The sequence below is a fragment of the Paenibacillus sp. FSL H8-0079 genome (assembly GCF_037991315.1).
Taxonomy (GTDB): domain Bacteria; phylum Bacillota; class Bacilli; order Paenibacillales; family Paenibacillaceae; genus Paenibacillus.
This window is the reverse complement of the sequence record NZ_CP150300.1, coordinates 4,605,515-4,631,308: the sequence shown is the minus strand read 5'-3', so window position 1 is coordinate 4,631,308 and position 25,794 is coordinate 4,605,515. Positions and strand designations below refer to the sequence as shown.

Below are 25,794 nucleotides of genomic sequence, written 5' to 3'. Positions count from 1 at the left end.
TTCAATACCATGGATATCACATGGGAGAGGGGTGGAACGGACGATGCGTATTTTGCATACAGGGGACTGGCATTTGGGAAAAACGCTGGAAGGACGAAGCCGACTGCGTGAACAGGAAGATTTCGTTGATGAACTCGTCAGGGTCGCTGATGAGCAGCAGGCGGATGCCATATTGATGGCCGGAGATGTGTATGATTCCGTGAATCCTCCCGCAGCGGCGGAACAACTTTTTTATGAAGCGGCAGCACGTCTGACGGAGCATGGAAGACCTCTCGTGGTGATTGCAGGGAATCATGATCAGCCAGAGCGGGTGGCTTCTGTAACTCCACTTGTGAACAGACAGGGCATTACACTCGTAGGGATGCCTACTTCAGAAGCGGTAACCATCCATGCAAAGAGAACCGGAGAGACTGCACAGATTGCTGCATTACCTTATCCTTCTGAAGCCAGATTGAATGAATTGCTGACAACAGATGGGGACGAAAATGTGCTTCGTCAGGCATACAGTCACCGGGTGGGCATGTTAATGCAGCGTCTGGCAGCTTCTTTTCGCCCGGATACCGTGAACTTGGCCATGAGCCATATCTATGTGCTCGGTGGACTTGAGAGTGATTCGGAACGTCCGATTCAGATCGGTGGGGCCTACACGGTAGACCCTTCGTCATTATCGACTGGTGCGCAATACACGGCGCTTGGGCATCTTCATCGTGCACAGGCTGTCAAAGGAGACGGTGTGATTCGATATAGCGGTTCTCCGCTGGCCTACAGCTTCTCGGAAGCGGGGCAGAGCAAGTCTGTCACGATGGTTGATCTGGCACCGGGCGGAGCTGCACAGGTAGAGGAAGTTTTGTTAACGTCCGGGCGTCCGCTTGTACGTTGGCAGGCACGTGGTGGTCTGGCAGAAGTATATCGCTGGCTGGATGAGGGACGTGATCCGCAGGCTTTTATCGACATGGAAGTGTGGCTGGATGAGGCGATGTCCCTGAAGGAGATTCAGCAGCTGCGAAAATCACATGAGGGTATTATTCATATTCGCCCCGTGTACCCCGAGATGGCTGCAGCAGGACTTTTGGAGCAACGATCCGAGCTGCCTGTCCACGAACTGTTCCGCAAATTCTATCAGCGTCAGACGGGTGGTGCACAACCGGAAGACAGCCTGGTGAAGCTTTTCCTGGAACTTGTAGATGAAGACGAGCCGGGTGTGCGTGAGGAGGTTGAGGAAAGATGAAGCCCATTCTATTAAAAGTTGCCGGACTACAAAGCTATCGGGAGATGCAGGAAATTGATTTTACCGTCTTGACGGAAACGGGTCTATTCGGTATTTTCGGTCCAACGGGCAGTGGTAAATCTTCTTTGCTCGATGCCATCACACTCGCCATGTATGGAAAAGTGGAACGTGCGGTGAACGGCACGCAAGGCATTATGAATCACGCAGAAGATTCGTTGTCGGTTGCTTTTACATTCGAACTGATGTCAGCCGAGGGCACTCGAAGGTTTCGCGTAGAGCGACGTTTCAAACGAAATAATGAAGTGTCGGTGAGTAACACGATCAGCAAATTCATAGAGACGGTCAATGGCGAAGAACAGGTACTTGCCGATAAATTGGCAGATGTGAATCGCTGCGTTGAAGATGTGATCGGTTTGAAAATGGATGATTTTACACGGGCAGTGGTACTTCCGCAAGGGAAGTTTGCCGAGTTTTTGTCACTCAAAGGCAGTGAACGTCGCCAGATGCTGCAACGATTGTTCCATCTGGAGAAGTATGGGGACCAGTTGGCCATCAAATTAAGTCGGCGGGTCAAGGATAATGATATGGTTCACCAATCTCTTGCTGCGGAGCAACAGGGACTGGGCAATGCTAGCAAGGAGACGCTGGAAGAAACGAAACGTCTTCTTCAAACCGCTGTTCAGCAGTCTGAATTGTCCCGCAAAGCGCTGGATGAAGCTGTGAAGGAAGCTGATCAGCTGGGTAAAATCCGTGAGTTAAGTAATGAACGGCAGGCACGGACAGATGAGCAGCAGAAGCTGAAAGCACTGGAACCACAGATAGAGGCAGGGGAACAACGGCTGAAACAATCCGTTGCGGCAGATGCAATACTGCCTGCGTTGCAGACGGTTCGAGACGCCAAGGCTACGCAGAAGCAGCGGCAGGATACCGCGGAGTCAGCTCATCAGCAAGCATTGGAACATGAGCGTCTGTCCGTTCAGGAAGCGGAGAAAGCCGAGACGGCACGTGCGCAAATGGCCGAGGAAGAACCGAAACTGCTGCTGCGCCTGGAGCAACTCGAACAAGCGAAAGAGCTGCAACGGGAACGGGACGGACTTCAAGCCGATTGCTCGCGCCTCGCGCAGCTTCTGGAACAGGGACAGGGCGAACAGACTGCGCTGGCACAGCAGCTTGAGAAAGAAAAGGAGTTGCAGCAGCGCGGGCGCAAACGGCGTGAAGAACTACAGGAGAGCCTCAAGCCGAATGAAGTGAAGTCAGAAGAACGCAGGCAGATTCAGGCTGCGCTTGAACTGAAGCATCGTGTGGATACTGCCGCGGAGCAGCTGCAGCAAAACAAGGCTGACATGCAAGCCTATAAGCAGTCGGCAGAACAGGGAGCCGACAAGCTGAAGGCGGCGGCTGAGGAAGAAACACACCTGAGTGATCAGCGTCAGCATCTGGTAGAAAAGGCGTCAGCAGGTCTTGAGGCCTTGCTTGCCTGTGAGCATGATATTAGCCGCGAACAGAGCCTGCTTGCTCTTGCGGAGGAACAGCTGCGTGGCACGATGCGGGAGCAGGAGCTGCACCGGCTTTCCTCCGCCTTGCGCGCCGAGCTGCGTGACGGCGAGCCATGCCCGGTGTGCGGCTCGCCGCATCACCCGCTCCCGGCTGCGCCGCTGGGAGAAGGTCCGCAGGCAGGCGATGCGGACCTGGAACTGCTGCGCAGCCTGCACGCGGAGCTGCAGGAGCTGCGCTTTGGGCTGCGCCAGCAGCTGCACGAACGTCGCAGCCTGCTGACGCAGCTTGGCGCTGCGGCCGGCGAAGCTCCGGCCGCAGCCGAGGCCGCGCCTGCGGCAGCGGAGCCCGAGCCCGCCGGGTCGCCCGAACACGGGCGCTCCCCGGCAGGCTGGGCATCGCGTGCCGCTGCGCTGCGCGAAGCCGCGCAGGCGCTGGCTGCCGCAGCAGCGCCGCTCCAGACCGAAGCCGCCGCGTTGCAGCAGGCTGCTGTGGGCGCACAGCAGCGCCGCATGGAAGCGGCAGCTGCGCAGGAGGCCGGCCGTGCCGGGCTCGCCCAGGCGGAGCGCAAGCTGGCCGAGAGCGAGGCCGCAGCGGCTGCTTTGCAGGGCCGCTGGGCCACAGAACTGCCGGGCATCGCTCAGGAGGAGGCCAAGGCCCTCTATCAGGCGATGCAGGAGCGCGATGCGCGCGCCGAAGACATCAAGGAACGTCTGAACAAAAGCGTAACGTTCCTTGAGGAAAAAGACCAGATCATTCAATCTCTCCAGCAGAAGCTGGTTGAATTGGACAAACAACTGATCCAGTGGCAAACGGAGTGGCAGGGCAATAGCAAACAGCTGGCCGAGAAGGAAGAACGCTTGCGCCAGTGGGTCGGGGAGCAGCGGGTAGAAGATCTGATTACTGCGGCTCAGGCTCGTCTGAATGGACTGCGAAAAGCAGCTGCGGACTTGGCACAACGATTCAAAGAAGCGGACACGCTGAAGCAGGAATCAGCCAAGAAAGACGTTATGGCTCAGCAGGCAGCCGTCTCGGCCACAGAACATCTGCAACAGGCACAGGAACGGTGGAAGCAATTGCTAGAACAATCCCCGTTCGACTCAGATGATGCCGTTGTGTCTGCGGCGATTCCTTCCCAGGAAGCAGAACGACTGGCAGAGCAGATCCAGCAGCACCGTGAACGTGAGCGTGAACTGGCATCCCAATTGCGTGAACTGGAACAAAAGCTGGATGGAGCTATCGTATCGGAGGAACAGTGGTTAGCCTGCACTGAACGTTTGCGGCAGGTCCGGATTGAGGATGAAGCTGCCCTTCGTGCCAAAGCACGCGCAGAACGTGATCTGGAAGATGTGGAGCAGCGACATGTTCGCTGGACCGAACTGGAGAACAAGCGGGTGGAGGTAAGCCGTCAAGGTGAACTGCTCAGCAAACTTCAATCCGCGTTCAGAGGCAATGCTTTTGTCGAGTATATTGCCGAAGAACAACTGATGCAGGTTAGTCACGCGGCATCTCAGCGTCTGCGCTTCCTGACCAAACAGCGTTATTCACTGGAGGTGGACTCCGGTGGTGGTTTTGTGATCTGTGATGATGCTAACGGGGGAGTCAAACGACCGGTATCAACGTTGTCCGGTGGCGAGACGTTTTTGACTTCATTGTCACTGGCGTTGGCGCTGTCGGCCCAGATTCAGCTACGAGGTCAGTACCCGCTTCAATTCTTCTTCCTGGATGAAGGATTCGGTACACTTGACCCGGAGTTGTTGGATACCGTCATTACGTCGCTGGAAAAACTGCATGACGACCGATTGGCTGTCGGTGTAATCAGTCACGTGCCTGAACTGCGCGCACGCTTGCCGCGCAAACTTGTGGTGATTCCGGCAGGTGAGGCCGGAAACGGCTCACGTGTGGTCTTGGAGACCCTATAGAGGGAAAGGTGTAAGCAATATAAATCATAGAAACCGCCCTCTTTGAAACGCACTATCACGTAATATGATTATTGTAAAAATATTTCTTTTCTTGCTTTTATAACATAGCGGAGTGAGTTACATCACAGATACAGGTTCATCCCGCTGTTATACTACAGTTAAGCCGACAAACTTTATTTAAGTACCCCGGCGGACATCTGATCAGGACGTTTCCTGAATAGATGTCCGCGCAGCAGCCTTCCAAGGAAGCCGCTCACGGGGTGCTTCTTTTTTTGACTTTTTCCCCGTAGTGTCAATTCGCCCAGTTCTGAATACCATGAAAAGGTGATCAAGAGCAGAATCGAGGAGGCGTTGGCAAGTGGAAAAGGTGGAAGCGAAGAAAGTATGCAAGGAACACATGCACCGTTATGTATGTGTGCAGATGAATGATGGCATGCACTATGATGGCATTATGGAAAACGTGGATGATGAAATGATTTATTTGGCCGTTCCCGTTGGACCAGAAGCCATGGTGAATCATGCAAACTGGGCTCCAAATGCAATGCCGGGAGCGAACTATCCAATAGGTCATACCCGCGGATTTTATCCAGGATACGGGTACCCTACTCCTTATCCGTATTATGGTTATGGCCGTAGACGGTTTAACCGACTGGTGCTCCCGTTATTTGCGCTTACGGCGTTAACCCTTTTACCGTACTATTGAAATTAGAAAATCAGGTATAACTACAGTGAACAAGTTGATGATGGATATGTTGTTTCATTCATGGACACCGTAGAGTTGAAATAGAGCGGTCTTATCACATATAGAGTCTCAGCCTGATGTATCGCATAGTCATTGCAATACAACTGGCAACATACTGAACATCCAAAAAGGTCATGCCTGTGCAGAAGCGAACTTCTGTAAGGCATGACCTTTTTTTGAACCTAATTAGTGTAAGAATCGATTGATGGCCAGCATAGACTTTATTCAAATCAAAATGCCCTTAACTTAATGCAGATTTCAAATCCTCAAGTAAATCCTCAACATCCTCGATCCCGACGGAGATACGAATCAAACCATCCGTGATCCCCAATTCTTGCCGCCGTTCATAAGGAATGGAAGCATGTGTCATTCGGGCAGGTACAGAAATTAAACTCTCCACCGCACCTAGACTTTCAGCCAATGTGAAATAACGGACTTTGCTTAATACCTCATCTACTTTTTCAGCACTGCCTACATCAAAGGAAACCATACCGCCATATCCGCTCGCTTGCGTGGACGCGAGCTTATGCTGTGGATGGTCGGGCAACCCGGGATAATAGACTTTGCTCACAGTCTGATGCTGATTTAAAAATGCCACAATCTGCTCTGTATTGCGTTCTTGCGCTTCCATCCGCAATCCCAATGTTTTTAGACCGCGCATTAACAACCAGGAATCCATGGGTCCCAGGACTGCCCCAATGGCATTTTGCATAAAATGCAGGTCTTCTCCAAGTTTCTCGCTGTTGACAACCGCAAGCCCTGCCACGACATCACTATGACCACCGATATATTTCGTTGCAGAATGCAGTACAATATCTGCCCCAAGAGCTAGCGGAGTTTGCCAATAAGGTGTACTAAACGTGTTATCCACGATGAACAGCAACTCATGTTGTTTCGACCATTTCGCTACAGCAGTAATATCGGTGACCTTGAGTAAAGGATTGGTTGGTGTTTCTACATAAATGGCCTTCGTATTAGGTTGCAAAGCTTGCTCCAGTGCTTGTAGTGAGGTGGTATCTACAAAGGTAGACTCGATCCCCAGACGATTCAGTACTTTGGTGAAAATGCGATAAGTCCCGCCGTAGACGTCATCCGTCAGAATGACGTGGTCGCCTGTCTTCAACAAAGAAAGTACAGCGTGAATTGCAGCCATTCCCGAACTAAAAGCAAAACCGCGAACACCATCCTCCAACTCTTTAATGACTTCTTCCAACGCATGACGGGTAGGGTTGCCCGTACGTGAATACTCGTATCCTTTGTGTACGCCAACCGATTCTTGCTCGTACGTACTTACTTGATAGATCGGTACACTCACTGCTCCAGTGTGTGGATCACCAACAATACCTGCATGAATCAGCTTTGTTTTTGGTCTCATGTTATTGTCCTCCATTATAGATGTTTTGGCTTAAATACCGTTCGCTGCTATCCGGGAAAATAACGACGATGTTACTCCCGGGGGCTGCGTGGCCGGCTTCGTTTAATGCGGCTTGCATAGCTGCTCCTGAGGAGCTTCCTACCAGTAGACCTTCCAACAGGGCTAGATCTTTGACCCGCTCAAAGGCATCTTCATCTGAGATCGTATGAATGGCATCGAAATAACTCACATCCATAAAAGAAGATAACGTTTCGACGCCTATTCCTTCTGTGCGATGGGGGCCCGAGGGTCCTCCTGCGAGAATCGAACCTTCGGGTTCTACGATACATGTTTTGATTAACGGGTTCTGCTCCTTCAAATAGCGAGATCCTCCCATGAAAGTTCCGCCAGACCCGGCTCCGGCGACATATACATGCACCTGTCCGTTCAGATCACGCCAAATCTCAGGGCCAAGATGTTGATAATGTGCGAGTGGGTTATCCGCATTGGAGAACTGACCTGGAACATACGAGCCGGGTATTTCTTTCGCCAGCGATTCCGCCTTGCGTATGGCACCCGTCATTCCTTCTGATGTCGGTGTGTTCACAACCGTAGCCCCAAGGGCTTTCATCAATTGCTGCTTCTCGACGCTGAACTTCTGAGGCACTGTGAAAATGACTTTTAAATTCAGGCCAACAGCCGCCATCGCAAGCCCAATTCCTGTATTGCCTGCGGTAGCTTCGATCACCGTTCCACCTGGCTTAACGTCTCCTCTTGCCAATGCTTGCTCCAATAAAAACTTGCCGATCCGATCCTTCACACTTCCCCCAGGATTCATGAATTCCAATTTGGCGAATAGACGGATTCCTTCCGGTAATGGATAACGAGTTAATTCAAGCAGTGGCGTATTACCTATAAGTTCCTGTACATGTTGATAAATGGGCAAATTAACCAATCTCCTTTTTTGCGTTCATTAACCATACATATTTGTTTAGTCGGGAAAAGTGCGTGATAAAACCATATTTCGATAAAATGGTTTGTAATACATCGATTGTTGTATAGTATTCGGTCCGTAGATCTGCCAGCAGTTCAGTATAGCCTTGAGAGGTTACCTCATCCTCAATCTGACGACGACTCTCCTGATCCTGAAAGACGGTATCTGCAAACACAATTTTTCCATTGGGGCTGAGCAGTTTGGCATATATTGAAATCGCGTGTTCTTTCTCTGCATCCGTTAAATGATGGAAAGCATATGTGCTCACGATGGCGTCTATTGGCTCAGCGAGAGGAGGGAACTCCAGAAAGTCTCCTTCAACCAATTCGAAATTCAGATTCCGCTTTTGCACTTGATTGATCATCCCTTGTGAAGGTTCAACCCCGTATACTTTATGACCTGCGGCTATCAACTTTTCTGTAAGATTTCCCGTTCCAACGCCAAATTCCAAAATCGTTCCGCTCACCTCTGAGACTACTGTATGAAGAATTTCTTCATAATGCTCAAATACTTCCTGATATTGTTGGTCATGTCCCATTACGGTTTGATCATAATCATTTGACCATTGGTCAAATAAAGCCACAAACTCTCTGCCCATTACCTTAATATCCTCCTTGGTATTGCCAAAAGTAAAAGCAACTATATCAATGGGGATTATATACTATAAAAGTGTGATTTAAAAGAAAAATATGGAATTTTATGGCTTTAAATCATCACCTCTGTACCTCTTTAATTGACTGATTTCCGTGACTTTTTTTGAGTTATTTCTCCACCTGAAAGCCATGGATATGGATCTCTGAAAGGAAGAGGAACGAAAAGATTGTTTAGACTGGCTGGCTGTGTGTCTAGAGATTGGACGTGGGTTTTTACTTCTAGTATGATAGGAGGGAATACATATATTGGTTTACAAAGGAGGGTATGAACTATGGATTGCTTATTTTGCAAAATTGTAGAGGGCAGCATTCCCTCCAATAAAGTACTGGAGAATGACCATGTTATCGTGTTTCATGACATCCAGCCCGCAGCACCGACACATGTGCTCGTCATTCCGAAGAAACATATTGCTTCGATGAATGAAGTGACTGCAGAAGATATACCTTTGATCGGCGAGATTCATCTGGCTGCTCAAGAAGCGGCCAAGCGTCTTGGGGTGGAGGAAACAGGGTATCGCTTAATCAACAACTGTGGTAAGGATGGAGAACAAACCGTACATCATCTGCATTATCATTTGCTGGGTGGTACCAGACTTGGCGCATTGACAAGTCTGTCTGATTCTCACAAATAAACGAGCTAACGTGTGCTAATATTGGGTCATTATGCATATGCATTAACTTCATGAATATGTGACCAAAGCTCATAATAAATAAGTGATCATTACATTGAGGTTGACACCTTTATTACCTTTCGCCTATAATGAAAGATGATGAACCGTGTTATTGCTCTTGGACGGTCTGGTCGGAGGGAGGGAAAACTGGTGTCTGAAACTAAAGTTCGCAAAAACGAGACTATTGATGCTGCACTTCGTCGTTTTAAACGCTCCATCGCTAAAGATGGCGTATTGGCTGAGGTGAAGAAACGTAAGCATTATGAGAAGCCAAGCGTAAAGCGCAAGAAAAAGTCCGAGGCTGCTCGTAAGAGAAAGTTTTAGGAGGATTTTAACTACATGAATCTTAGCGAACGATTGAACGAAGATATGAAGCAAGCGATGAAGAGTAAGGACAAGTTCAGACTCTCCAACATTCGGTTGATTCGTTCGACGATCAAGAATCTTGAAATAGATTTGAAAAGAGATTTGGATGACAACGAAGTGCTTGATATCCTGAGTCGTGAAATCAAACAGCGCAAAGATGCCCTCCAAGAATTTGACAAAGCGGGCCGTGAAGACCTCGCGGCAAATGCAAAAGCGGAAATTGAAGTACTCATCCAGTACCTTCCCGCACAGCTTTCCGAAGAAGAAATTAAAGTTATTGTACAGCAGACCATCCAGGAAACCGGTGCTTCTTCGAAAGCCGAGATGGGGAAAGTCATGGCGGCCCTTATGCCAAAAGTTAAAGGCAAAGCGGACGGCAAACTGGTAAATCAAGCAGTTCAACAATTTCTGCAATAAAGCAAATCAATAAACACCTCCTGACTTGTCAGGGGGTGTTTTTTCCATGTACAAGACCACATGATGTGCTCGTGACCAGTAAGAGTTTCTTTTTAATGGTTAATATATATTATTATGGATTTATATTCTTGCAATTGCTCCTGTTTTCAAATATAATTTTAAGATTTTGAAACGAAATGTTGCATTGCACGTAATAAATACCATAAGCTGGACAGTATAACATTATTGGAAAAGGGGGGACTATTGTGAAGGGAAAGCGCCGGAAGAAGCTTACGGGGCCATTGATGCTCTTAATGCTGCTGACGCTGTTGCTTCCTGTCTGGATTGGATCACCGTCAGCGCATGCAGCTGAGAAGAGTGGTGCCGTATATATTATTCCGGTTGACAAACCAATCGAGCAGGGGCTTGGCAAGTTCATGGAACGCGGTTTCAGGGAAGCGGAAAAGATGAACGCTGGCCTGATCGTTCTTGATATCAATACGCCGGGAGGCCGTGTCGACACTGCGGAAGCATTGGGTACCCTGATTAAGGACAGTCCGATAGAGACGGTTGCATTTGTCCGTGGAGATGCTGCTTCAGCTGGAAGTTTTCTGGCCCTGAATGCAGATAAGATCGTAATGTCACCAGGCAGTATGATTGGTGCGGCGGCAATGGTGGATAGTTCGGGCAAACATGTTGATGATCCGAAGCTTGTTGCATTCTGGAAGAGCAAAATGCAGGGAGCGGCTGAAATCAGTGGCCGTGATGGTAAGATTGCAGCTGGAATGACGGATGTTAACATGGTCGTGGAAATGCCAGAGATCAATAAAACCAAGCAAAAAGGTGAAATTATTGCTCTCTCGGCTGAAGAAGCGCTGAAAGTCGGTTATGCCGACCACATCAGCAACACACCAGAAGAAGCAGCGACTTGGCTCGGTTACAGTCTGGATGATGTATTCAAGGTAGAACGGACGACAGCAGAGAATATTTCATCTTTTCTTACCAATCCTGTTGTCATGACTGTATTATTGTTCCTCGGAATCGCGGGTGTGATCATTGAATTGATTGTTCCTGGTTTTGGAGTTCCTGGTATTGTGGGTATCGTGTGTTTCGTCTTATATTTCTCTGGTAATTACATTGCGGGATTTGCCGGAGCCGAGACATGGGTACTATTTACTGTCGGACTCATCATGATGATTCTGGAGATGTTTATTCCGAGCTTCGGTATTCTGGGGATTTTGGGATCGATTGCGCTTGTGGCCGGTGTCGTAAGGGCTGCTTATGATACGAGTGATGCATTTGTATCTCTGGGTATCGCTTTTGGAGCAGCACTGGTAGTCATTGCGATCATCTCAATCATCTTTAAGGATCGAGGGATCTGGAATCGGTTCATACTGAGTGACAGTATGTCAGCGGACCGTGGATATTCATCAGCCACAGAACGCAAAGAGTTGATTGGTCTGCAAGGAATCAGTCTGACACCACTTCGTCCTTCTGGAACAGCGATGTTTGAAGGGGAACGAATTGACGTTGTGACTGACGGAGACTTCATTCCCATTGATACACCGATTATTGTGATCAAAGCGGAAGGTACCCGGATTGTGGTTCAGCAAGCTTTGCCGGTGTAACTCGCTCTGTTGTCGAAGCGGATCAACGCTTCGGCAATGTACATAACCACGTAGCTGAAGCTGCCAGCGAGGTGGGTGCATTCTTTAATTGAGCAGCGGACTCATGAATGTCTTCTCAAATGTTTTTATCAAATTCAAATTGCAAATGGAGGAAATTAAACAATGGACACATCTATGATTACGATTTTGCTCATTGCGGTAGTAGGTATTATCGTATTGAGCGTATTCTTCAGCTTTTTCCCGGTTATGCTCTGGGTTTCAGCGATTGCATCCGGCGTACGCGTAAGTATTATTACATTGGTTGCGATGAGACTGAGACGTGTAACGCCTAGCCGTATCGTAAATCCGATGATTAAAGCAACTAAAGCGGGTCTTAAACTTTCAATGAACCAACTGGAGAGTCACTTCCTGGCCGGTGGTAACGTTGACCGTGTTGTAAACGCTCTGATTGCTGCACAACGTGCGAACATTCCACTCGAATTTGAACGTGCTGCTGCCATTGACCTCGCAGGTCGTGACGTATTGCAAGCCGTACAAATGAGCGTTAACCCACGTGTTATCGAAACACCTATTGTCTCTGCGGTAGCCAAAGATGGTATCGAAGTTAAAGTTAGAGCACGAGTTACGGTTCGTGCCAATATTGACCGTCTCGTCGGTGGTGCTGGTGAAGAAACGATCATCGCCCGTGTCGGCGAAGGTATCGTAAGTACAAACGGTTCCTCCAATTCTCACAAAGACGTCCTGGAAAATCCGGATCTGATCTCCCGTACCGTATTGTCTAAAGGTCTGGATGCAGGTACTGCCTTTGAAATCCTGTCCATTGATATTGCGGACGTTGATGTAGGTAAAAACATTGGTGCCTTCTTGCAGACTGAGCAAGCAGAAGCTGACAAACGTATCGCACAAGCGAAAGCGGAAGAACGTCGCGCAATGGCCGTAGCCCAAGAGCAAGAGATGAAAGCACGCGTAGTGGAAATGAGAGCGCGCGTTGTTGAATCCGAATCCCAAGTACCTTTGGCAATGGCTGAGGCACTGCGTAGTGGTAAAATCGGTGTCATGGATTACATGAACCTGAAGAATATTGAAGCAGATACTCAAATGCGTAACACATTGGGAAAACCTGGTGAAGGTTCGAATTCCAACGATCAGGGTGATTCCAAAAACGGAAGATAGGCGGTGAGTGCATATGGGCCTATTTGAATGGATTTTTGATAATCTGTATATTGTGGCCGTCATCGGTTTTGCGCTCTTCTCCTTCTTGGGGAAAGCTGCCAAATCGGCTGATCCGAACAAAAAGCGTCCTGCCAACGGGATGCCTACATTTGGAGGCAGCGGTGATTCAGGCCGGGATGAACGTTCAAGAGATAACTCATCTCCGCAGCAGTCTTCCGGACCTACAGACCCCCGCTATGATGAACAGTATGACGATCGGTATGATGACGTGCAATATGAGAATCAGTATGATGAGCCGTATTCGGAGCCTGCTGCATCTTCTCGCCCCGCAACTGACTACAGAAGTGAGGGCACGATGAGTGCGATGGCAAATTCACTTGAGGAACAGATGAGAGGCATGGAAGAACAGCAGCGCTTGATTGAAGAACGCTTGAATCGCATCTCTTCTGCGAATCGGCCAGTTGTGTCTGATTCCAGTTGGGATGAGACCAGCACCGATGAATCGGGAGCGTCTCCACTTCGTCCTGCTGATATTCGTACAGGTGTCCTGTGGGCAGAAGTACTGGGTTCCCCTCGTTCCAAGCAACCGTTTGGTACAAGAGGAAAACTGTAAACAAGTCAATTTATTGGACGGAAATAGAGCCGTCTCTGGTGAGCATAAAGCCGCCAGAGACGGCTTTTTCTGTGTTCTAACCTTTTTTCTCAACATTCGTATCTAACACGCCCCGGAATTTTCATAAATTCATGAATCTGCGCATAAGTTGAACTGTAGAGGAAGGGGGAAGACCTTCGAATGACCCGGATCAGCCGCAAGCTGCGCAGATGGACCAGTGAAGTGTTGGATCTGCCGCAGGATGTGCTTTATGATATGCCACGGTTAACCCTGATTGGCAGTAAGCAACTGTATATAGAGAATCATCGCGGTGTTATCCATTTCACACCGGATCGCATCGTTCTGGCTCTTTCCCAAGGCCAGTTGGAGATCAAAGGGACTGCCTTGGTGATACGCAACATTTTGCCGGATGAAGTAGCGGTTGAAGGAACGATTCTGGATATTCATATGAATGGAGTGGAGGGGAACGCATGAAGCAGCCCAGTCTGTACAAACTGCGGGGAGCAGTCCGAATCACGGTCACTGGGGGAGACATTGAAGCATTGATCAACATGGTGGCAGAGCAGGGACTGGAGGTTTGGAACCTGCGTGCTCAGGAAGGACGCGTGGCAGAGATGAACATTCTGCTGCCGCATTTTTTCAGGCTGCGTCCGATGTTGAAACGGACAGGCTGCAGAGTGAAAGTGACCCATCGCAGCGGTTTTCCTTTTTTTGCGGCCCGATTATTGCGAAGGAAGTTTTTTCTCGGGGGAATGTTGTTTTTTGTGGCAGCTTTGTTTGCTTTGTCGTCTATGGTGTGGAATGTGGAGGTCAAGGGTAACGTTACCATTCCCACGGACGAGGTGCTCGCAGCAGCGAAGAAAGAGGGGGTGTACCCTTTCCAATGGGGGTTTCGCTTGCAAAGCCAAGACAAGCTCTCCAGACAGCTCGCCCTCGCCCTGCCGGATGTCACCTGGATTGGCGTGAGCAAAGAGGGGACAACCATTACCATTCAGGTCGTGGAATCGGCGCAACCAAAGCGCGAGCCGTTACTGAATCCCAGACATCTGATCAGCAAAGCGGATGCTGTCGTCACTCAAATCTATGCAGAGCAGGGACGTCCTGTTGTTCAGAAGGACATGCGTGTCAAAAAGGGTCAGGTATTGATCTCGGGTATTCTCGGAGATGAGGAGAACACCAAGACGATCGTTGCCAAAGGGGAAGTACGTGGTCTGGTATGGCGTGAGTATCAGGTAGAAGTCCCGCTTGTGCAAAAACATAACACGATGACGGGTGAGAGCAAAGAACGTTTTTACATGGTGCTGGGAAAATGGGCGATCCAACTATGGGGATACGGAAATACACCGTTCAGTTCTTTTGATACCGAGAGTAATCATAGACCCCTGACCTGGCGATCCTTTACACTTCCCATGGGCTGGCTGACAGAGAAGGATCTGGAGACCCGAGAGCATGAGGAACAACAGACGATAGAGTGGGCCAGAACGAAAGGATTGGAAGGAGCAAGGAACGATATTATTGCCAAAAATGGCAAAGGAACGAAAATTATAAGTGAAAAAATTTTGCATGAGAAGAAAGAGAATGGTAAAGTTTATATGAAAGTCTTATTTGAGGTAGAAGAAAGCATTGCGGAGGAACTTCCGCTAGTCCATAGTCAAGGAGAATGAGGATATTTGTCAGAGCAAACACGCAGCATACAAATCTCCCTCCAGAGTGCGGGAGAGGGTCAATCTCTTTTTGGACCCCAAGATACTTTTCTTAAACTGATTGAATCCGAGATTCCCGCCCAGATTGCATCCCGTGAAGCTGAGATTGTGATTTTCGGCAATGCACAACAGGTGGAATCGCTTGAACAATTATTTGATGTGTTACTGCAATTGATACGCAACGGATACGTGTTAACCGAAAGAGATGTGAAGTATGCGATTGAACTTGCCAAGGATATGCGGGCAGACCAACTGTTGGATCTGTTCAAGGGCGAGATTACGACGACATACCGAGGTAAACCAATCCGTGTTAAAACCATTGGACAGAAGCACTATGTAACTACAATTAAAAAACGTGATATTGTATTTGGCATTGGTCCTGCCGGTACGGGTAAAACCTACCTTGCTGTTGTACTGGCTGTTGCCGCAATTAAAGAAGGCAGCGTCAAACGCATTGTGCTGACACGACCTGCTGTTGAAGCAGGAGAGAGTCTTGGGTTTTTGCCAGGTGATCTTCAGGAGAAGGTAGACCCGTATCTGAGACCGCTGTACGATGCCCTGTATGACGTTATGGGACAGGAACAGACCGCGAAGGCACTGGAGCGAGGGTTAATCGAAATCGCGCCACTCGCCTACATGCGGGGTCGTACGCTGGATGACTCATTCATCATTCTTGATGAAGCACAGAACACAACACCGGAACAGATGAAGATGTTCCTGACCCGTCTTGGTTTTGGCTCCAAAATGGTCATCACCGGAGACGTGACACAGATTGATTTACCGCGTGGTAAGAAATCCGGGCTTGTGGAAGCGAATTCGATCTTGAACGAAGTTAACGAGATTGGGTTTGTCTATTTTGCCGAGCAAGATGTTGTGCGGCATTCCCTCGTCCAGAAAATTATCGTGGCTTACAACCACGCCGCAGAAAATCAAGCATAGAAAGGGATTGTCTAAAGTGACCTCGAAGGAACCGTCAAAAGGCAAATCTTTTCAGAATAAGGCTACAGGATGGAAGTATAGCGTGTGGGCACGCTATCTTCTGTTTTTGTTTCTGGTGATTCTTTTCTACGTGAGTCTGGCTTCCAAGTTGCTCCCCGAGCGGTATGATATTCAGGAAGGTACACGGAGTGAAGTGGATATTGCTGCGCCCATGCAGATTCCGAATAACAAGGCCACACTCAAAGCACAGGAAGAAGCGGCTGAACGCGTACAACCAATATTTCAGATCGTGCAGATGCGGAACGAAAATTTGATGACAACCCTGCTTGATCGTGTAGATCGATTAAATCAGGATGATCAGATTTCAAGTCAGGATAAGATTGATATTTATCGGGATGAAATTCCGCAACGCCAGAAGGATTTTGTGACCAACTATATCAATAATAATCGGAAAGCCGGTACATACTCCGAGACGCTGTTGGAAGAGATCCGAAATGTGGTACAGGAGCAAAGCTACCGTATTCCCGAAGAGACCTACATCAAAATCTCACGTCTGACATCGGATGATATCCAAGAGATGAAACCAGTTGCGAGGGATATTGTTTCCCGGTTAATGACGGATCAGATCAGCGATGCAACCACCGCACGTGCGAAAGTAGCCGAGATGGTGAGTGTCAGCTCTCTTAGTAAGCGTACGCAACGTGAGGTGGTGCAGGAGCTTGCTCGCCTCGTGGTGACCGCTAACCGCTTCTACGACGAAGAGGGAACCAAGGAAGCGAAAGTTCAGGCACGTGAGAACACGCAAACCGTCTTTATCAAGCAAGGGGACACATTAGTTGCCAAGGGTGAAATGATCACCCCGGAAATGTATGCGCTCCTGGATGAGAATGACTTGCTGAAAAATGAAGTGAACTACTGGCCGCAGCTTGGGCTTCTTATGTTTTCCTGTCTGTTGTCGGCAGCAATTCTGATGTATATTCAGCAATGCAGCGGAACGCATTTCAAATATAATAATGCGCAGCTGTTGATGCTTGTTCTCATTTTTATTATTACGATTGTGGTTATGCATGTGACGGCGATTATCCAGACCAATGAGAGGTCTTATGTAGGTTTCCTTGCGCCAGTTGCGGTAGGGGCGATGTTAATTGCGCTTCTGCTGGATACCTCGCTTGCCTTTGTATGTTCGATTTTGATCGGTATATTGTCCAGTATTATTTTGAACACGCATCAGGGTCAGCTGTTTGACTTTGAACTGGGCTTCTTCGCTGTATTGGTTTCATTTGTTGCGATCTTCGCAACGCATAAGGCTAGCCAACGATCAACGATCCTGAAAGGGGCCATTATGGTCTGCTTGTTCGGGTCCATAGCCGTCTTCACCCTGGCTTTGATTGACTCAGGAGATTGGAACCGAACCACAACACTGTATGGTGTTGGTTTTGCATTTGCTGGTGGCGTATTGACTGCCATATTGGTCATTGGGCTGATGCCATTTTTCGAAACTTCATTTGGCATCTTGTCAGCGCTCAAACTGGTGGAACTGTCTAATCCCAACCATCCGCTTTTGCGCAAGTTGCTCACGGAGACACCGGGTACCTATCATCACAGCGTTATGGTAGGCAATCTGTCGGAGGCTGCGGCAGAGGCCATTGGAGCTAACGGATTGCTCTGTCGAGTGGGATCGTATTATCATGATATTGGCAAGACGAAGCGCCCCATCTATTTTATTGAGAATCAGAATAACATGGAGAATCCGCATGATTCGATCGATCCGAAACTGAGCAAATCCATTATCGTTGCCCATGCCCGTGATGGTGTGGAAATGCAGAAGGATTACAAACTACCCAGACCTATTCGGGATATTGCGGAACAGCATCACGGCACGACATTTCTCCATTATTTCTATCACAAAGCGCTGCGCCAAGCGGAAGAAGCAGGAGTTGAACCTGATTTCACGGAAGAAGATTTCCGTTACCCTGGGCCGAAGGCTCAGTCCAAGGAATCTGCTATTGTTGGCATTGCCGATAGTGTAGAAGCTGCTGTGAGATCTTTACGCAAACCGACAGTGGAGCAAGTGGAGTCCATGATAGAGAAGATTATTAAAGGTCGATTGGATGATCATCAGTTCAATGATTGTGATCTTACGATGCGTGAACTGGACATCGTCGCCAGAACATTGAAGGAAACGGTGATGGGTATCTTCCACTCCAGGATAGAATATCCGGAGGAGATCAAGAAACCAAAGCCGACTTCACCCGAAGCAGGCTAATTTAATATTATTAGTAGACAGGAGTTATGAAGGAATGAGTCTTAATCTGGCATGGAATAATGAACAACAGGATAAAGAAATTACAGAACCGATGATTGCAATGCTGGAACAGTTGCTGAATCTAGCTGGAGAAGCGGAAGGTGTGGCAGACGGAGAAGTGGCTCTGACTTTTGTAAACGATGAGCAGATCCACGAGTTGAACCGTGACTATCGCGGTATTGACCGTCCTACGGATGTATTGTCTTTTGCGATGAATGAGACGGTGGATGAAGAACTCGACATTATCTATGAGCTGGATGAAGATGAAGAAATGGAAGAAATGCCGGATGTTCTTGGAGACATCATCATTTCCGTACCACGGACCATCCTGCAAAGTGAGGAGTATGGACACTCTTTTGAACGTGAGCTTGGTTTTTTGTTTGTCCATGGCTTCTTGCACCTGCTCGGATATGACCATCAGGATGAAGCTAGCGAGGCTGAAATGATGGGTAAACAAGAAGCGGTATTGGCCCAGGCCGGGTTGACACGATAATGAAAAGGCGCTCCTGGGGTCTGGTATTCCGCAATGCTGCGGAAGGAATCGCATATGGGTTGCGGACTCAGCGTAATGTGAGAGTTCACACGGGAGTGGCTGTTTTGATGTGTGTAGCCGGCTTTTTTTTCAAAATCTCAAGAATAGATTGGATGTTTGTGCTGACCGCTGTCTTTTTGGTCCTGGTGACTGAATTGATGAACACGGCTGTAGAGGCTGCAGTTGATCTGGCACATCCCCATATCCATCCGCTGGCAAAAGCGGCGAAGGATACCGCGGCCGGGGCAGTTCTGCTGGCTGCGGTATTCGCCGTCATCATCGGTTGTATCGTTTTCATTAAGCCGGCGATGAGCTGGCTGGGTTTTCACTGATTTTGTATTAACTTTGTTTTGATTCGTTTTGATTTTAATACCACACACTAATATAAATTTACTTGATGCAAACACGATAACGGAGAGGTCAGAAGAAACCTGAAGAAACGGAGTGTGCGCCTTTATCCCCGGATTTTCCCTTATTAAAAGGGATCAAAAAAATCTGGGGATAACAGCGCTCGGAAGGTTGTTCTGACAGCGGAGTGTCCAGTGTAAATGCACTAGTTTGATTTTATATTGCACCCTAAGGGAGAGAATATCAATGGATAACAGTTTGCTAATGCAAGAAGCAATTAAGGCACGTACGAAGGCGTACACGCCTTACTCCCATTTTGGTGTAGGTGCAGCTTTGCTTGACAGTGAAGGGCATGTGCATCATGGTTGTAATATTGAGAATGCTGCGTATACCCCAGGTAACTGTGCTGAGCGTACAGCGATGTTCAGTGCCATTGCAGGTGGACAGCAGCCACGTAGCTTCAAAGCGATTGCCATTGTGGGAGACACCGATGGTCCGATTGCTCCATGTGGCGTATGTCGTCAAGTCATGTACGAACTGTGTGAACCCGATATGAAAGTCATCTTGGGAAACATGAAAGGTGATCTGCAAGAGACCACCGTTGCTGAACTGTTACCTTGGGCTTTTGGGCCTTCTGATCTGAATTCTGCAAAAAAATAAACAATATTCCAGGCCTAGGCGCCTGAGGAGGAACATATGAAAAAACAAGCATTCAAATCCGGTTTTGTAGCCATTATTGGACGTCCAAACGTAGGTAAATCCACACTGATGAACCAAGTTATTGGACAGAAAATTGCCATTATGTCGGACAAGCCACAAACTACCCGTAATAAGATTCATGGTGTGTATACATCCGAACATCAGCAAATCGTTTTCTTAGACACACCAGGGATTCACAAACGTCAATCCAAACTTGGCGATTACATGAACCAGACTGCTTTGAACACGCTAGGAGAAGTAGAAGCCGCACTGTTTCTGATTGACGCTTCGGAAGGCTTGGGTGGCGGTGACCGTTATATTGCGGAACAGTTGAAAAATATCCGTACGCCTGTCATTCTCGTCATGAATAAAATTGACAAAATTGAGCCGGAAGCGCTGTTGCCACTCATAGAGACGTATCGCAAGCTTCACGATTTCGCTGAAATCGTTCCTGTCTCTGCCATGCTTGGCAGCAATGTCAGCACGTTGCTGGAACAGCTCGGCAAGTATTTGCCTGAAGGTCCACAGTACTATCCTGATGACCAGGTTACTGACCATCCGGAGCAGTTTGTATGTGCCGAGTTGATTCGTGAGAAAATTCTGCAAATGACTCGTGAAGAAGTGCCTCACTCCATTGCTGTAACGATCGAAGATATGAAAGTTCAGGATAATGGTGTCGTTTATATCTCAGCCGTCATTTTTGTGGAACGGGATTCCCAAAAAGGAATCATTATCGGGAAGCAAGGTGCCCTTCTGAAAGAAGTGGGTAAACGAGCTCGACATGACATTCAGAATTTGCTTGGCTCCAAAATCTTCATGGATCTGTGGGTTAAAGTGAAAAAAGACTGGAGAAATCAGGATCGAGTTCTGCGTGACCTTGGCTTTGGCCGTGATTGATCGTCGGAATTGTATCCAGTAATTGCAACACATAGTTTACCTTGCAAGACTCCATCCTATTTGGTAGATGCAGACGTCATTTCCGAAGAGAGGATGAAATTCCGATGCGAGATTTTTCGTGGAAGGTTTTTGCGATGACGGGGGACGTGGAGTCCTATTTGTTATATACCGAGGAGTGTAACTCGTTAGGACAGGAGTCGGAACTTGCAAGGGAAGTGATTGAAGATGAAGAAGCCGAGGGATAACTGGCTGATTCGGGAATGGTTAGGTGACGAGGCATGCTATACAGGGTGGAAGGGATTGTCATCCGCAGCATGGACTACGGCGAAGGGAACAAAATCATTACGCTTTGCACCGAAAGCGGCGGGAAAGTAGGCGTACTCGTCCGCGGTGCCAAAAAGCCCAAGAGCCGACATGCTGCACTGGTGCAGCCGTTTACGTTTGGTCAATATGTATATTTTCGCAATACAGGTCTAGGTACACTGAATGCTGGAGAAATTGTTGAATCCTATCATGAGTTGCGTGAAGATCTGGTCAAGGCCTCTTATGCCTCTTATGCGTGTGAACTATTGGATCGCGTGCTTCAAGATGAAGAGACAGGTACATTTTGGTTCAAACAGTTAAAGGCGTGTCTGCAGGCGTTGAAGGAAGAAAAAGATCCGGTTGTTATTACCAGTCTGTACGAAATGAAAATATTACAGGCATCCGGTTATGGTCCACAGTTCGATGAGTGTATCTCCTGTAATCAGGAGCGACCGGATGAGCAGTTGTTTATAAGTCCCAGACTTGGTGGCGTCCTGTGTCGTGCATGCAAACATTTCGATCCTCCGGCGATGTCAGTCAGTCCAAAGGCTCTGAAGTTGTTGCGTTTGTTCGCGCAGTTGGATCTGCAGCGCTTGGGAAATATATCAGTGAGTGAATCTACCCGTGATGAGATCAAAAAACTGATGCGTGCCTTCATGGATCATCAGCTTGGTCTGAATCTTAAATCCCGTTCTTTCCTCGATCAGATGGAGAAGTACGGGATTTGAGGCGTTTTGGTGGAAGTGAAACTATATCTTGACTTCATACTAGATTTTATATATTATGAAATATAATTTCTCTTTATGAGACATGCATTGAACGAGAAAGTAAAAGAATGGATTTATTGCATTTGTGGGGGCAAGTTGTTGTAGACACTTGTGAAACATGAATGAGCGAGCCGGGGATGGTGGAAGCCGGGCTAAATCGATCTTTGAAACGGCACTCGGGAGCATGAATGGACACGGAAAAGTGGGCTGGAACGAACAGGATCATCCTGTTTGATCCAAGCCAAGTAGGGTGGAACCGCGGGAATAGCTCTCGTCCCTACGTCTGTACAACAGGCGTAGGACGGGGGCTATTTATTGTTGTCTGCTCCGTTCTAAGCTTGCTAACAAACCATTGAAAAGGAGCATGATTATGAATTTTCAGCAGATGATTCTAACGCTGCAACAATTCTGGGCCGAGCATAACTGTATTATTGTCCAGCCATACGATACGGAAAAAGGGGCAGGTACGATGAACCCGATGACCTTTTTACGTTCGCTTGGACCCGAACCTTGGAAAGTGGCCTATGTGGAGCCTTCCCGTCGTCCTTCGGACGGACGTTATGGTGAGAACCCTAACCGGCTGTACCAGCATCATCAGTTCCAGGTGATCATCAAGCCTTCTCCGGACAATATTCAGGAAATTTACCTGGAAAGTCTGAAGCGTCTGGGCATTGATCCGCTCAAACATGATATTCGATTTGTTGAAGATAACTGGGAGAACCCTTCCCTTGGTTGTGCAGGTCTTGGTTGGGAAGTATGGTTGGACGGAATGGAAATTACACAATTCACGTATTTCCAACAAGTTGGTGGAATCGAGACGAATCCCGTAGCCGTTGAAATTACGTATGGTATGGAGCGTTTGGCTTCGTACATTCAGGAAAAAGAGAATGTGTTTGATCTGGAATGGGTGGAAGGTATCACTTATGGTGATGTATTCCGTCAACCAGAATTCGAACACTCTAAATATACGTTTGAAGTATCTGATGTGAAAATGTTGTTTACACTCTTCAACATGCATGAAGAAGAAGCAAACAAAGCCATGGCACAGCACCTGGTATTCCCGGCATATGACTATGTGCTGAAATGTTCCCACACGTTCAACCTGTTGGATGCACGTGGAGCCATCAGTGTAACGGAACGAACGGGCTACATCACACGTGTCCGTAATCTGGCTCGCCAAGTCGCTGCAACATATATGGAAGAGCGTGAGAAGCTAGGCTTCCCGCTGATCAAGAAAGGGGGAGCCGAGCATGTCTAAGGATCTGTTGTTTGAAATCGGGCTGGAAGAAGTACCTGCACGCTTCATGCGCGCAGCAATTGCGCAGCTACAAGAGCGTGTCGTGAAATGGCTTGATGCATCCCGCATTGCTTATGGTGAAGTGAATGCGTATGCTACACCACGCCGACTGGCTGTTTTGATTCAGAATGTGGCTGAAAAGCAGGAAGATATCGAGGAAGAAGTGAAAGGCCCTTCACGCAAAATTGCACTGGACGACAGTGGCAATTGGAGCAAAGCTGCACTCGGATTCGCTCGCAGTCAAGGTGTTGAACCGGACCAGTTCACGTTCAAAGAATTGAACGGTGTCGAATATATCTATGCAACGAAGAGCAGCAAAGGTGTGGAAACGGCTTCTGTGGTTGGCGAAGGCTTGTTATCTGTATTACAAGCCATGACGTTCCCGAAATTCATGCGTTGGGCTTCTTATGATTTCAAATTTGTACGTCCAATCCGCTGGATCGTGGCTATGCTCGGCAGTGATGTTATCGACCTGGAAGTAACAGGCGTCAAGTCGGGTAATGTAACTCGCGGACATCGTTTCCTCGGTAAGGAGGCCGTGATTTCCAATCCGTCTTCGTACGTGGAAGTGTTGCGTTCTGAACATGTCATTGCAGATATCCAGGAACGTGAACAGATCATTGTATCCCAAATTCAGGCTCTGGCTGCTGAGAAAAAATGGGATATTGCGATTAAGGAAGACTTGTTGGAAGAAGTGCTGTTCCTGGTGGAAACACCTACGGTATTGTTCGGGACATTCGACTCTTCATTTTTGAATATTCCACAAGAAGTATTGATTACTTCCATGCGTGAGCATCAGCGTTATTTCCCTGTATTGGACAGCGAGGGACAATTGTTGCCATTCTTCGTAACGGTACGTAACGGTGGAAGTGATTCACTGGATGTTATTGCCAAAGGGAATGAAAAAGTTCTGCGTGCACGTTTGTCTGATGCCAAGTTCTTCTATGAGGAAGATCAGAAGCTACAGATTAAGGATGCACTGTCGAAGCTTGAAAGTATCGTCTTCCAGGAAGAGCTGGGAACGGTTGGAGATAAAGTACGTCGTATTCGCAAGATTGCCGATGGGCTTGCTGCCAAACTGCAAGTATCGGGTGATGTTGCCGAATCCGTTAGCCGCTCAGCAGATATCTGCAAATTCGATCTGGTGACACTGATGGTAGGTGAATTCCCGGAACTGCAAGGTGTTATGGGTGAAGATTACGCTCGTAAAGCGGGCGAAAAAGAAGAAGTGGCCAAAGCTGTATTCGAACACTATCAGCCACGTTTCGCCGGAGATCAATCTCCTGCTTCGCTTGTCGGTGCCATTGTGAGTGCTGCGGATAAAATGGACACAATCGTGGGTTGCTTCTCCATCAACATCATTCCTACGGGATCTCAAGATCCGTATGCGCTGCGCCGTCAGGCTGCAGGTATTGTACAGATTTTGCTGGATCATAAGCTACCGTTGACATTGTCAGATGTGTTCGGAGTAGCGCTTCAAGTGCATGCCCAGATGAACCTGTTGAAACGTGCAGATGAAGAGGTTCGTAAAGATCTGCAAGACTTCTTCGGGCTTCGTGTGAAAAAATTGTTGTCCGAAACCGTCCGTTACGACGTTGTGGATGCCGTGATTTCTTCCGGATTCGATGATATCAGCGCTGTGGTTCCAAAAGGTGAAGCGTTGATGGCGGCTGTTCTGACAGGAGACGCATTCAAAACAACGGTTGAATCGTTTAACCGTGTGGGTAATCTGGCTGCTAAAGCATCCAATGCTTCCGTACATCCGGAACTGTTCACAGAAGATGGAGAGCGTCAGTTGCACGAGGCATGGAGCAGAACAAATGCAGAGTACCGTCAGGCATTGACTCAGCACGATGCTGCTGAAGCGCTGGCTATTGCATCCGCTTGGAAGGATGGTATTACTTCATTCTTCGATTCGGTCATGGTTATGGCTGAAGATGATGCTGTTCGTGCGAACCGACTTGCACTGCTCGCGGCTATTGATCGTGACTTGAAAGGATTTGCTGATTTTTCCAAGTTGGTTTGGTAATTGGGCGTATTTCATGAGTCCTTTTCCACAGACTTGAAGCAATGCTAAAATTCAGTATTAAAGAAGGATATATGAGGGTATAAATATACGGAACGGGTTGTGAAATGTATTTTTTACAATCGCTCCGTATTTTAGCCTTTGATTTCCCTTGCTCTGGCAGAAGGATTTTGCCTGGCCGGGGTCGTATATTACAATATGCAGCTATTTTATGAAACCGGGTGGTCTGGGATTGAGTGAGTTAAATATACGCCATATTGTTGTGGATGGTGATGCTTGTCCGGTCAAAACTGAGATTGCGCAAACCGCTCGCCTTTTCAACATCCCTGTACTGTTAGTCTCTTCATTTGATCATTTGCTTCAAGGAGGAGAAGGGGTGCGAACCGTGCAAGTGGATCGCAGTGATCAGAGCGCAGACCTGTATATTGCTAATCATATTAAGCCATACGATGTGGTTATCACTCAGGACTATGGACTTGCGGCACTTGCGCTCGGTAAACGTTGTTATGTTTTATCCTTTCGTGGTCGTGAGTTTAACGATCGTGACATTGATTTCATGTTGGATTCTCGTCACACTGCGGCCAAAGCGCGAAAAAGAGGGCATTATGGGAAAGGCCCAAAGCCTTTCACAGAGCAGGATCGAGAAATTTTTCAACATAAACTGACAAAACTTTTAAAAGATTTGCAGGAGAATGTGTAAGTTTATCGAATTATATTTACGTGTTGAAGAGATGAAGGTGGCCA

Annotated in this window: 25 protein-coding genes; 22 read left to right on the top strand and 3 right to left on the bottom strand. The window is 48.0% G+C overall.

Annotation, left to right across the window (positions count from 1 at the left end; genetic code table 11):
* Positions 1-43 precede the first annotated feature (43 nt).
* The 3 genes from MHI06_RS20765 to MHI06_RS20755 all read left to right on the top strand — a co-directional run bounded on the left by MHI06_RS20765 (position 44) and on the right by MHI06_RS20755 (position 5,347).
* Positions 44-1,228 carry an exonuclease SbcCD subunit D gene (locus tag MHI06_RS20765; RefSeq protein ID WP_340398946.1) on the top strand — a complete coding sequence of 395 codons (1,185 nt, stop codon included), beginning with the start codon at positions 44-46 and terminating at the stop codon, positions 1,226-1,228.
* Complete coding sequence (locus tag MHI06_RS20760) at positions 1,225-4,644, top strand: SMC family ATPase (protein WP_340398945.1); 3,420 nt, start codon at positions 1,225-1,227, stop codon at positions 4,642-4,644. The genes MHI06_RS20765 and MHI06_RS20760 overlap by 4 nt, the downstream gene beginning before the upstream one ends.
* Before the next feature lie 358 nt (positions 4,645-5,002).
* The gene (locus MHI06_RS20755) at positions 5,003-5,347 is read left to right on the top strand and encodes a hypothetical protein (RefSeq protein ID WP_169481169.1); all 345 of its coding nucleotides are present in this window, start codon (positions 5,003-5,005) and stop codon (positions 5,345-5,347) included.
* Between the two features lie 280 nt (positions 5,348-5,627).
* Here MHI06_RS20755 and MHI06_RS20750 read toward each other — a convergent pair whose 3' ends face one another.
* From MHI06_RS20750 to MHI06_RS20740, 3 genes are read right to left on the bottom strand one after another with little or no spacing between them, the layout of a single operon-like run.
* Positions 5,628-6,761, bottom strand: coding sequence for a bifunctional cystathionine gamma-lyase/homocysteine desulfhydrase (locus MHI06_RS20750; RefSeq protein ID WP_340398944.1), 1,134 nt, complete (start codon positions 6,759-6,761; stop codon positions 5,628-5,630).
* A gap of 1 nt (position 6,762) precedes the next feature.
* The gene (locus MHI06_RS20745; RefSeq protein WP_169481659.1) at positions 6,763-7,686 is read right to left on the bottom strand and encodes a cysteine synthase family protein; all 924 of its coding nucleotides are present in this window, start codon (positions 7,684-7,686) and stop codon (positions 6,763-6,765) included.
* 1 nt (position 7,687) lies between these two features.
* Positions 7,688-8,332, bottom strand: coding sequence for a class I SAM-dependent methyltransferase (locus MHI06_RS20740; RefSeq protein WP_169481658.1), 645 nt, complete (start codon positions 8,330-8,332; stop codon positions 7,688-7,690).
* Between the two features lie 327 nt (positions 8,333-8,659).
* Between MHI06_RS20740 and MHI06_RS20735 the strand changes: the two genes are divergently transcribed.
* From MHI06_RS20735 to MHI06_RS20645, 19 genes are all read left to right on the top strand, one after another.
* Positions 8,660-9,019: a histidine triad nucleotide-binding protein gene (locus MHI06_RS20735; protein WP_340398943.1), complete on the top strand. Its 360-nt coding sequence runs from the start codon at positions 8,660-8,662 to the stop codon at positions 9,017-9,019.
* A 189-nt stretch (positions 9,020-9,208) separates the two neighbouring features.
* A complete protein-coding gene (gene rpsU / locus MHI06_RS20730; protein ID WP_005547957.1) occupies positions 9,209-9,382 on the top strand; it encodes a 30S ribosomal protein S21 in 174 nt (57 codons plus the stop codon).
* Positions 9,383-9,397: 15 nt separating this feature from the next.
* A complete protein-coding gene (locus tag MHI06_RS20725; RefSeq protein WP_062835503.1) occupies positions 9,398-9,841 on the top strand; it encodes a GatB/YqeY domain-containing protein in 444 nt (147 codons plus the stop codon).
* 284 nt (positions 9,842-10,125) lie between these two features.
* A complete protein-coding gene (locus MHI06_RS20720; RefSeq protein ID WP_169481672.1) occupies positions 10,126-11,448 on the top strand; it encodes an NfeD family protein in 1,323 nt (440 codons plus the stop codon).
* Positions 11,449-11,610: 162 nt separating this feature from the next.
* Entirely contained in the window at positions 11,611-12,621 is a 1,011-nt protein-coding gene (floA, locus tag MHI06_RS20715; protein WP_169481656.1) for a flotillin-like protein FloA, read from the top strand.
* A 13-nt stretch (positions 12,622-12,634) separates the two neighbouring features.
* On the top strand, positions 12,635-13,234 hold the full coding sequence (locus MHI06_RS20710; protein ID WP_047843783.1) for a hypothetical protein: 600 nt from the start codon (positions 12,635-12,637) through the stop codon (positions 13,232-13,234).
* A gap of 180 nt (positions 13,235-13,414) precedes the next feature.
* Entirely contained in the window at positions 13,415-13,708 is a 294-nt protein-coding gene (gene yqfC / locus MHI06_RS20705; protein ID WP_145323259.1) for a sporulation protein YqfC, read from the top strand.
* Positions 13,705-14,898, top strand: coding sequence for a sporulation protein YqfD (gene yqfD, locus MHI06_RS20700; protein ID WP_340398942.1), 1,194 nt, complete (start codon positions 13,705-13,707; stop codon positions 14,896-14,898). Before yqfC ends, yqfD begins: the two co-directional genes overlap by 4 nt.
* Positions 14,899-14,904: 6 nt before the next feature.
* Positions 14,905-15,876: a PhoH family protein gene (locus MHI06_RS20695; RefSeq protein WP_169481654.1), complete on the top strand. Its 972-nt coding sequence runs from the start codon at positions 14,905-14,907 to the stop codon at positions 15,874-15,876.
* A gap of 16 nt (positions 15,877-15,892) precedes the next feature.
* Complete coding sequence (locus MHI06_RS20690) at positions 15,893-18,142, top strand: HDIG domain-containing metalloprotein (RefSeq protein WP_340398941.1); 2,250 nt, start codon at positions 15,893-15,895, stop codon at positions 18,140-18,142.
* Positions 18,143-18,176: 34 nt separating this feature from the next.
* Entirely contained in the window at positions 18,177-18,674 is a 498-nt protein-coding gene (gene ybeY, locus MHI06_RS20685; protein ID WP_036674804.1) for an rRNA maturation RNase YbeY, read from the top strand.
* Positions 18,674-19,045, top strand: coding sequence for a diacylglycerol kinase family protein (locus MHI06_RS20680; protein ID WP_340398940.1), 372 nt, complete (start codon positions 18,674-18,676; stop codon positions 19,043-19,045). Before ybeY ends, MHI06_RS20680 begins: the two co-directional genes overlap by 1 nt.
* Positions 19,046-19,307: 262 nt before the next feature.
* Positions 19,308-19,721 carry a cytidine deaminase gene (locus MHI06_RS20675; protein ID WP_105410375.1) on the top strand — a complete coding sequence of 138 codons (414 nt, stop codon included), beginning with the start codon at positions 19,308-19,310 and terminating at the stop codon, positions 19,719-19,721.
* Between the two features lie 36 nt (positions 19,722-19,757).
* Positions 19,758-20,657 carry a GTPase Era gene (era, locus tag MHI06_RS20670; RefSeq protein ID WP_047843779.1) on the top strand — a complete coding sequence of 300 codons (900 nt, stop codon included), beginning with the start codon at positions 19,758-19,760 and terminating at the stop codon, positions 20,655-20,657.
* Positions 20,658-20,761: 104 nt separating this feature from the next.
* Positions 20,762-20,902, top strand: coding sequence for a YqzL family protein (locus MHI06_RS20665; RefSeq protein ID WP_340398939.1), 141 nt, complete (start codon positions 20,762-20,764; stop codon positions 20,900-20,902).
* Positions 20,903-20,935: 33 nt separating this feature from the next.
* Positions 20,936-21,688, top strand: coding sequence for a DNA repair protein RecO (gene recO, locus MHI06_RS20660; protein ID WP_036674806.1), 753 nt, complete (start codon positions 20,936-20,938; stop codon positions 21,686-21,688).
* A 409-nt stretch (positions 21,689-22,097) separates the two neighbouring features.
* Positions 22,098-22,985 (top strand): glycine--tRNA ligase subunit alpha, encoded by an 888-nt coding sequence (gene glyQ, locus MHI06_RS20655; RefSeq protein ID WP_145323243.1) that lies wholly within the window; start codon positions 22,098-22,100, stop codon positions 22,983-22,985.
* The gene (gene glyS / locus MHI06_RS20650; RefSeq protein WP_340398938.1) at positions 22,978-25,053 is read left to right on the top strand and encodes a glycine--tRNA ligase subunit beta; all 2,076 of its coding nucleotides are present in this window, start codon (positions 22,978-22,980) and stop codon (positions 25,051-25,053) included. The genes glyQ and glyS overlap by 8 nt, the downstream gene beginning before the upstream one ends.
* A 208-nt stretch (positions 25,054-25,261) precedes the next feature.
* Positions 25,262-25,750: a DUF188 domain-containing protein gene (locus MHI06_RS20645; protein WP_076332315.1), complete on the top strand. Its 489-nt coding sequence runs from the start codon at positions 25,262-25,264 to the stop codon at positions 25,748-25,750.
* The last annotated feature ends 44 nt before the right edge of the window (positions 25,751-25,794 follow it).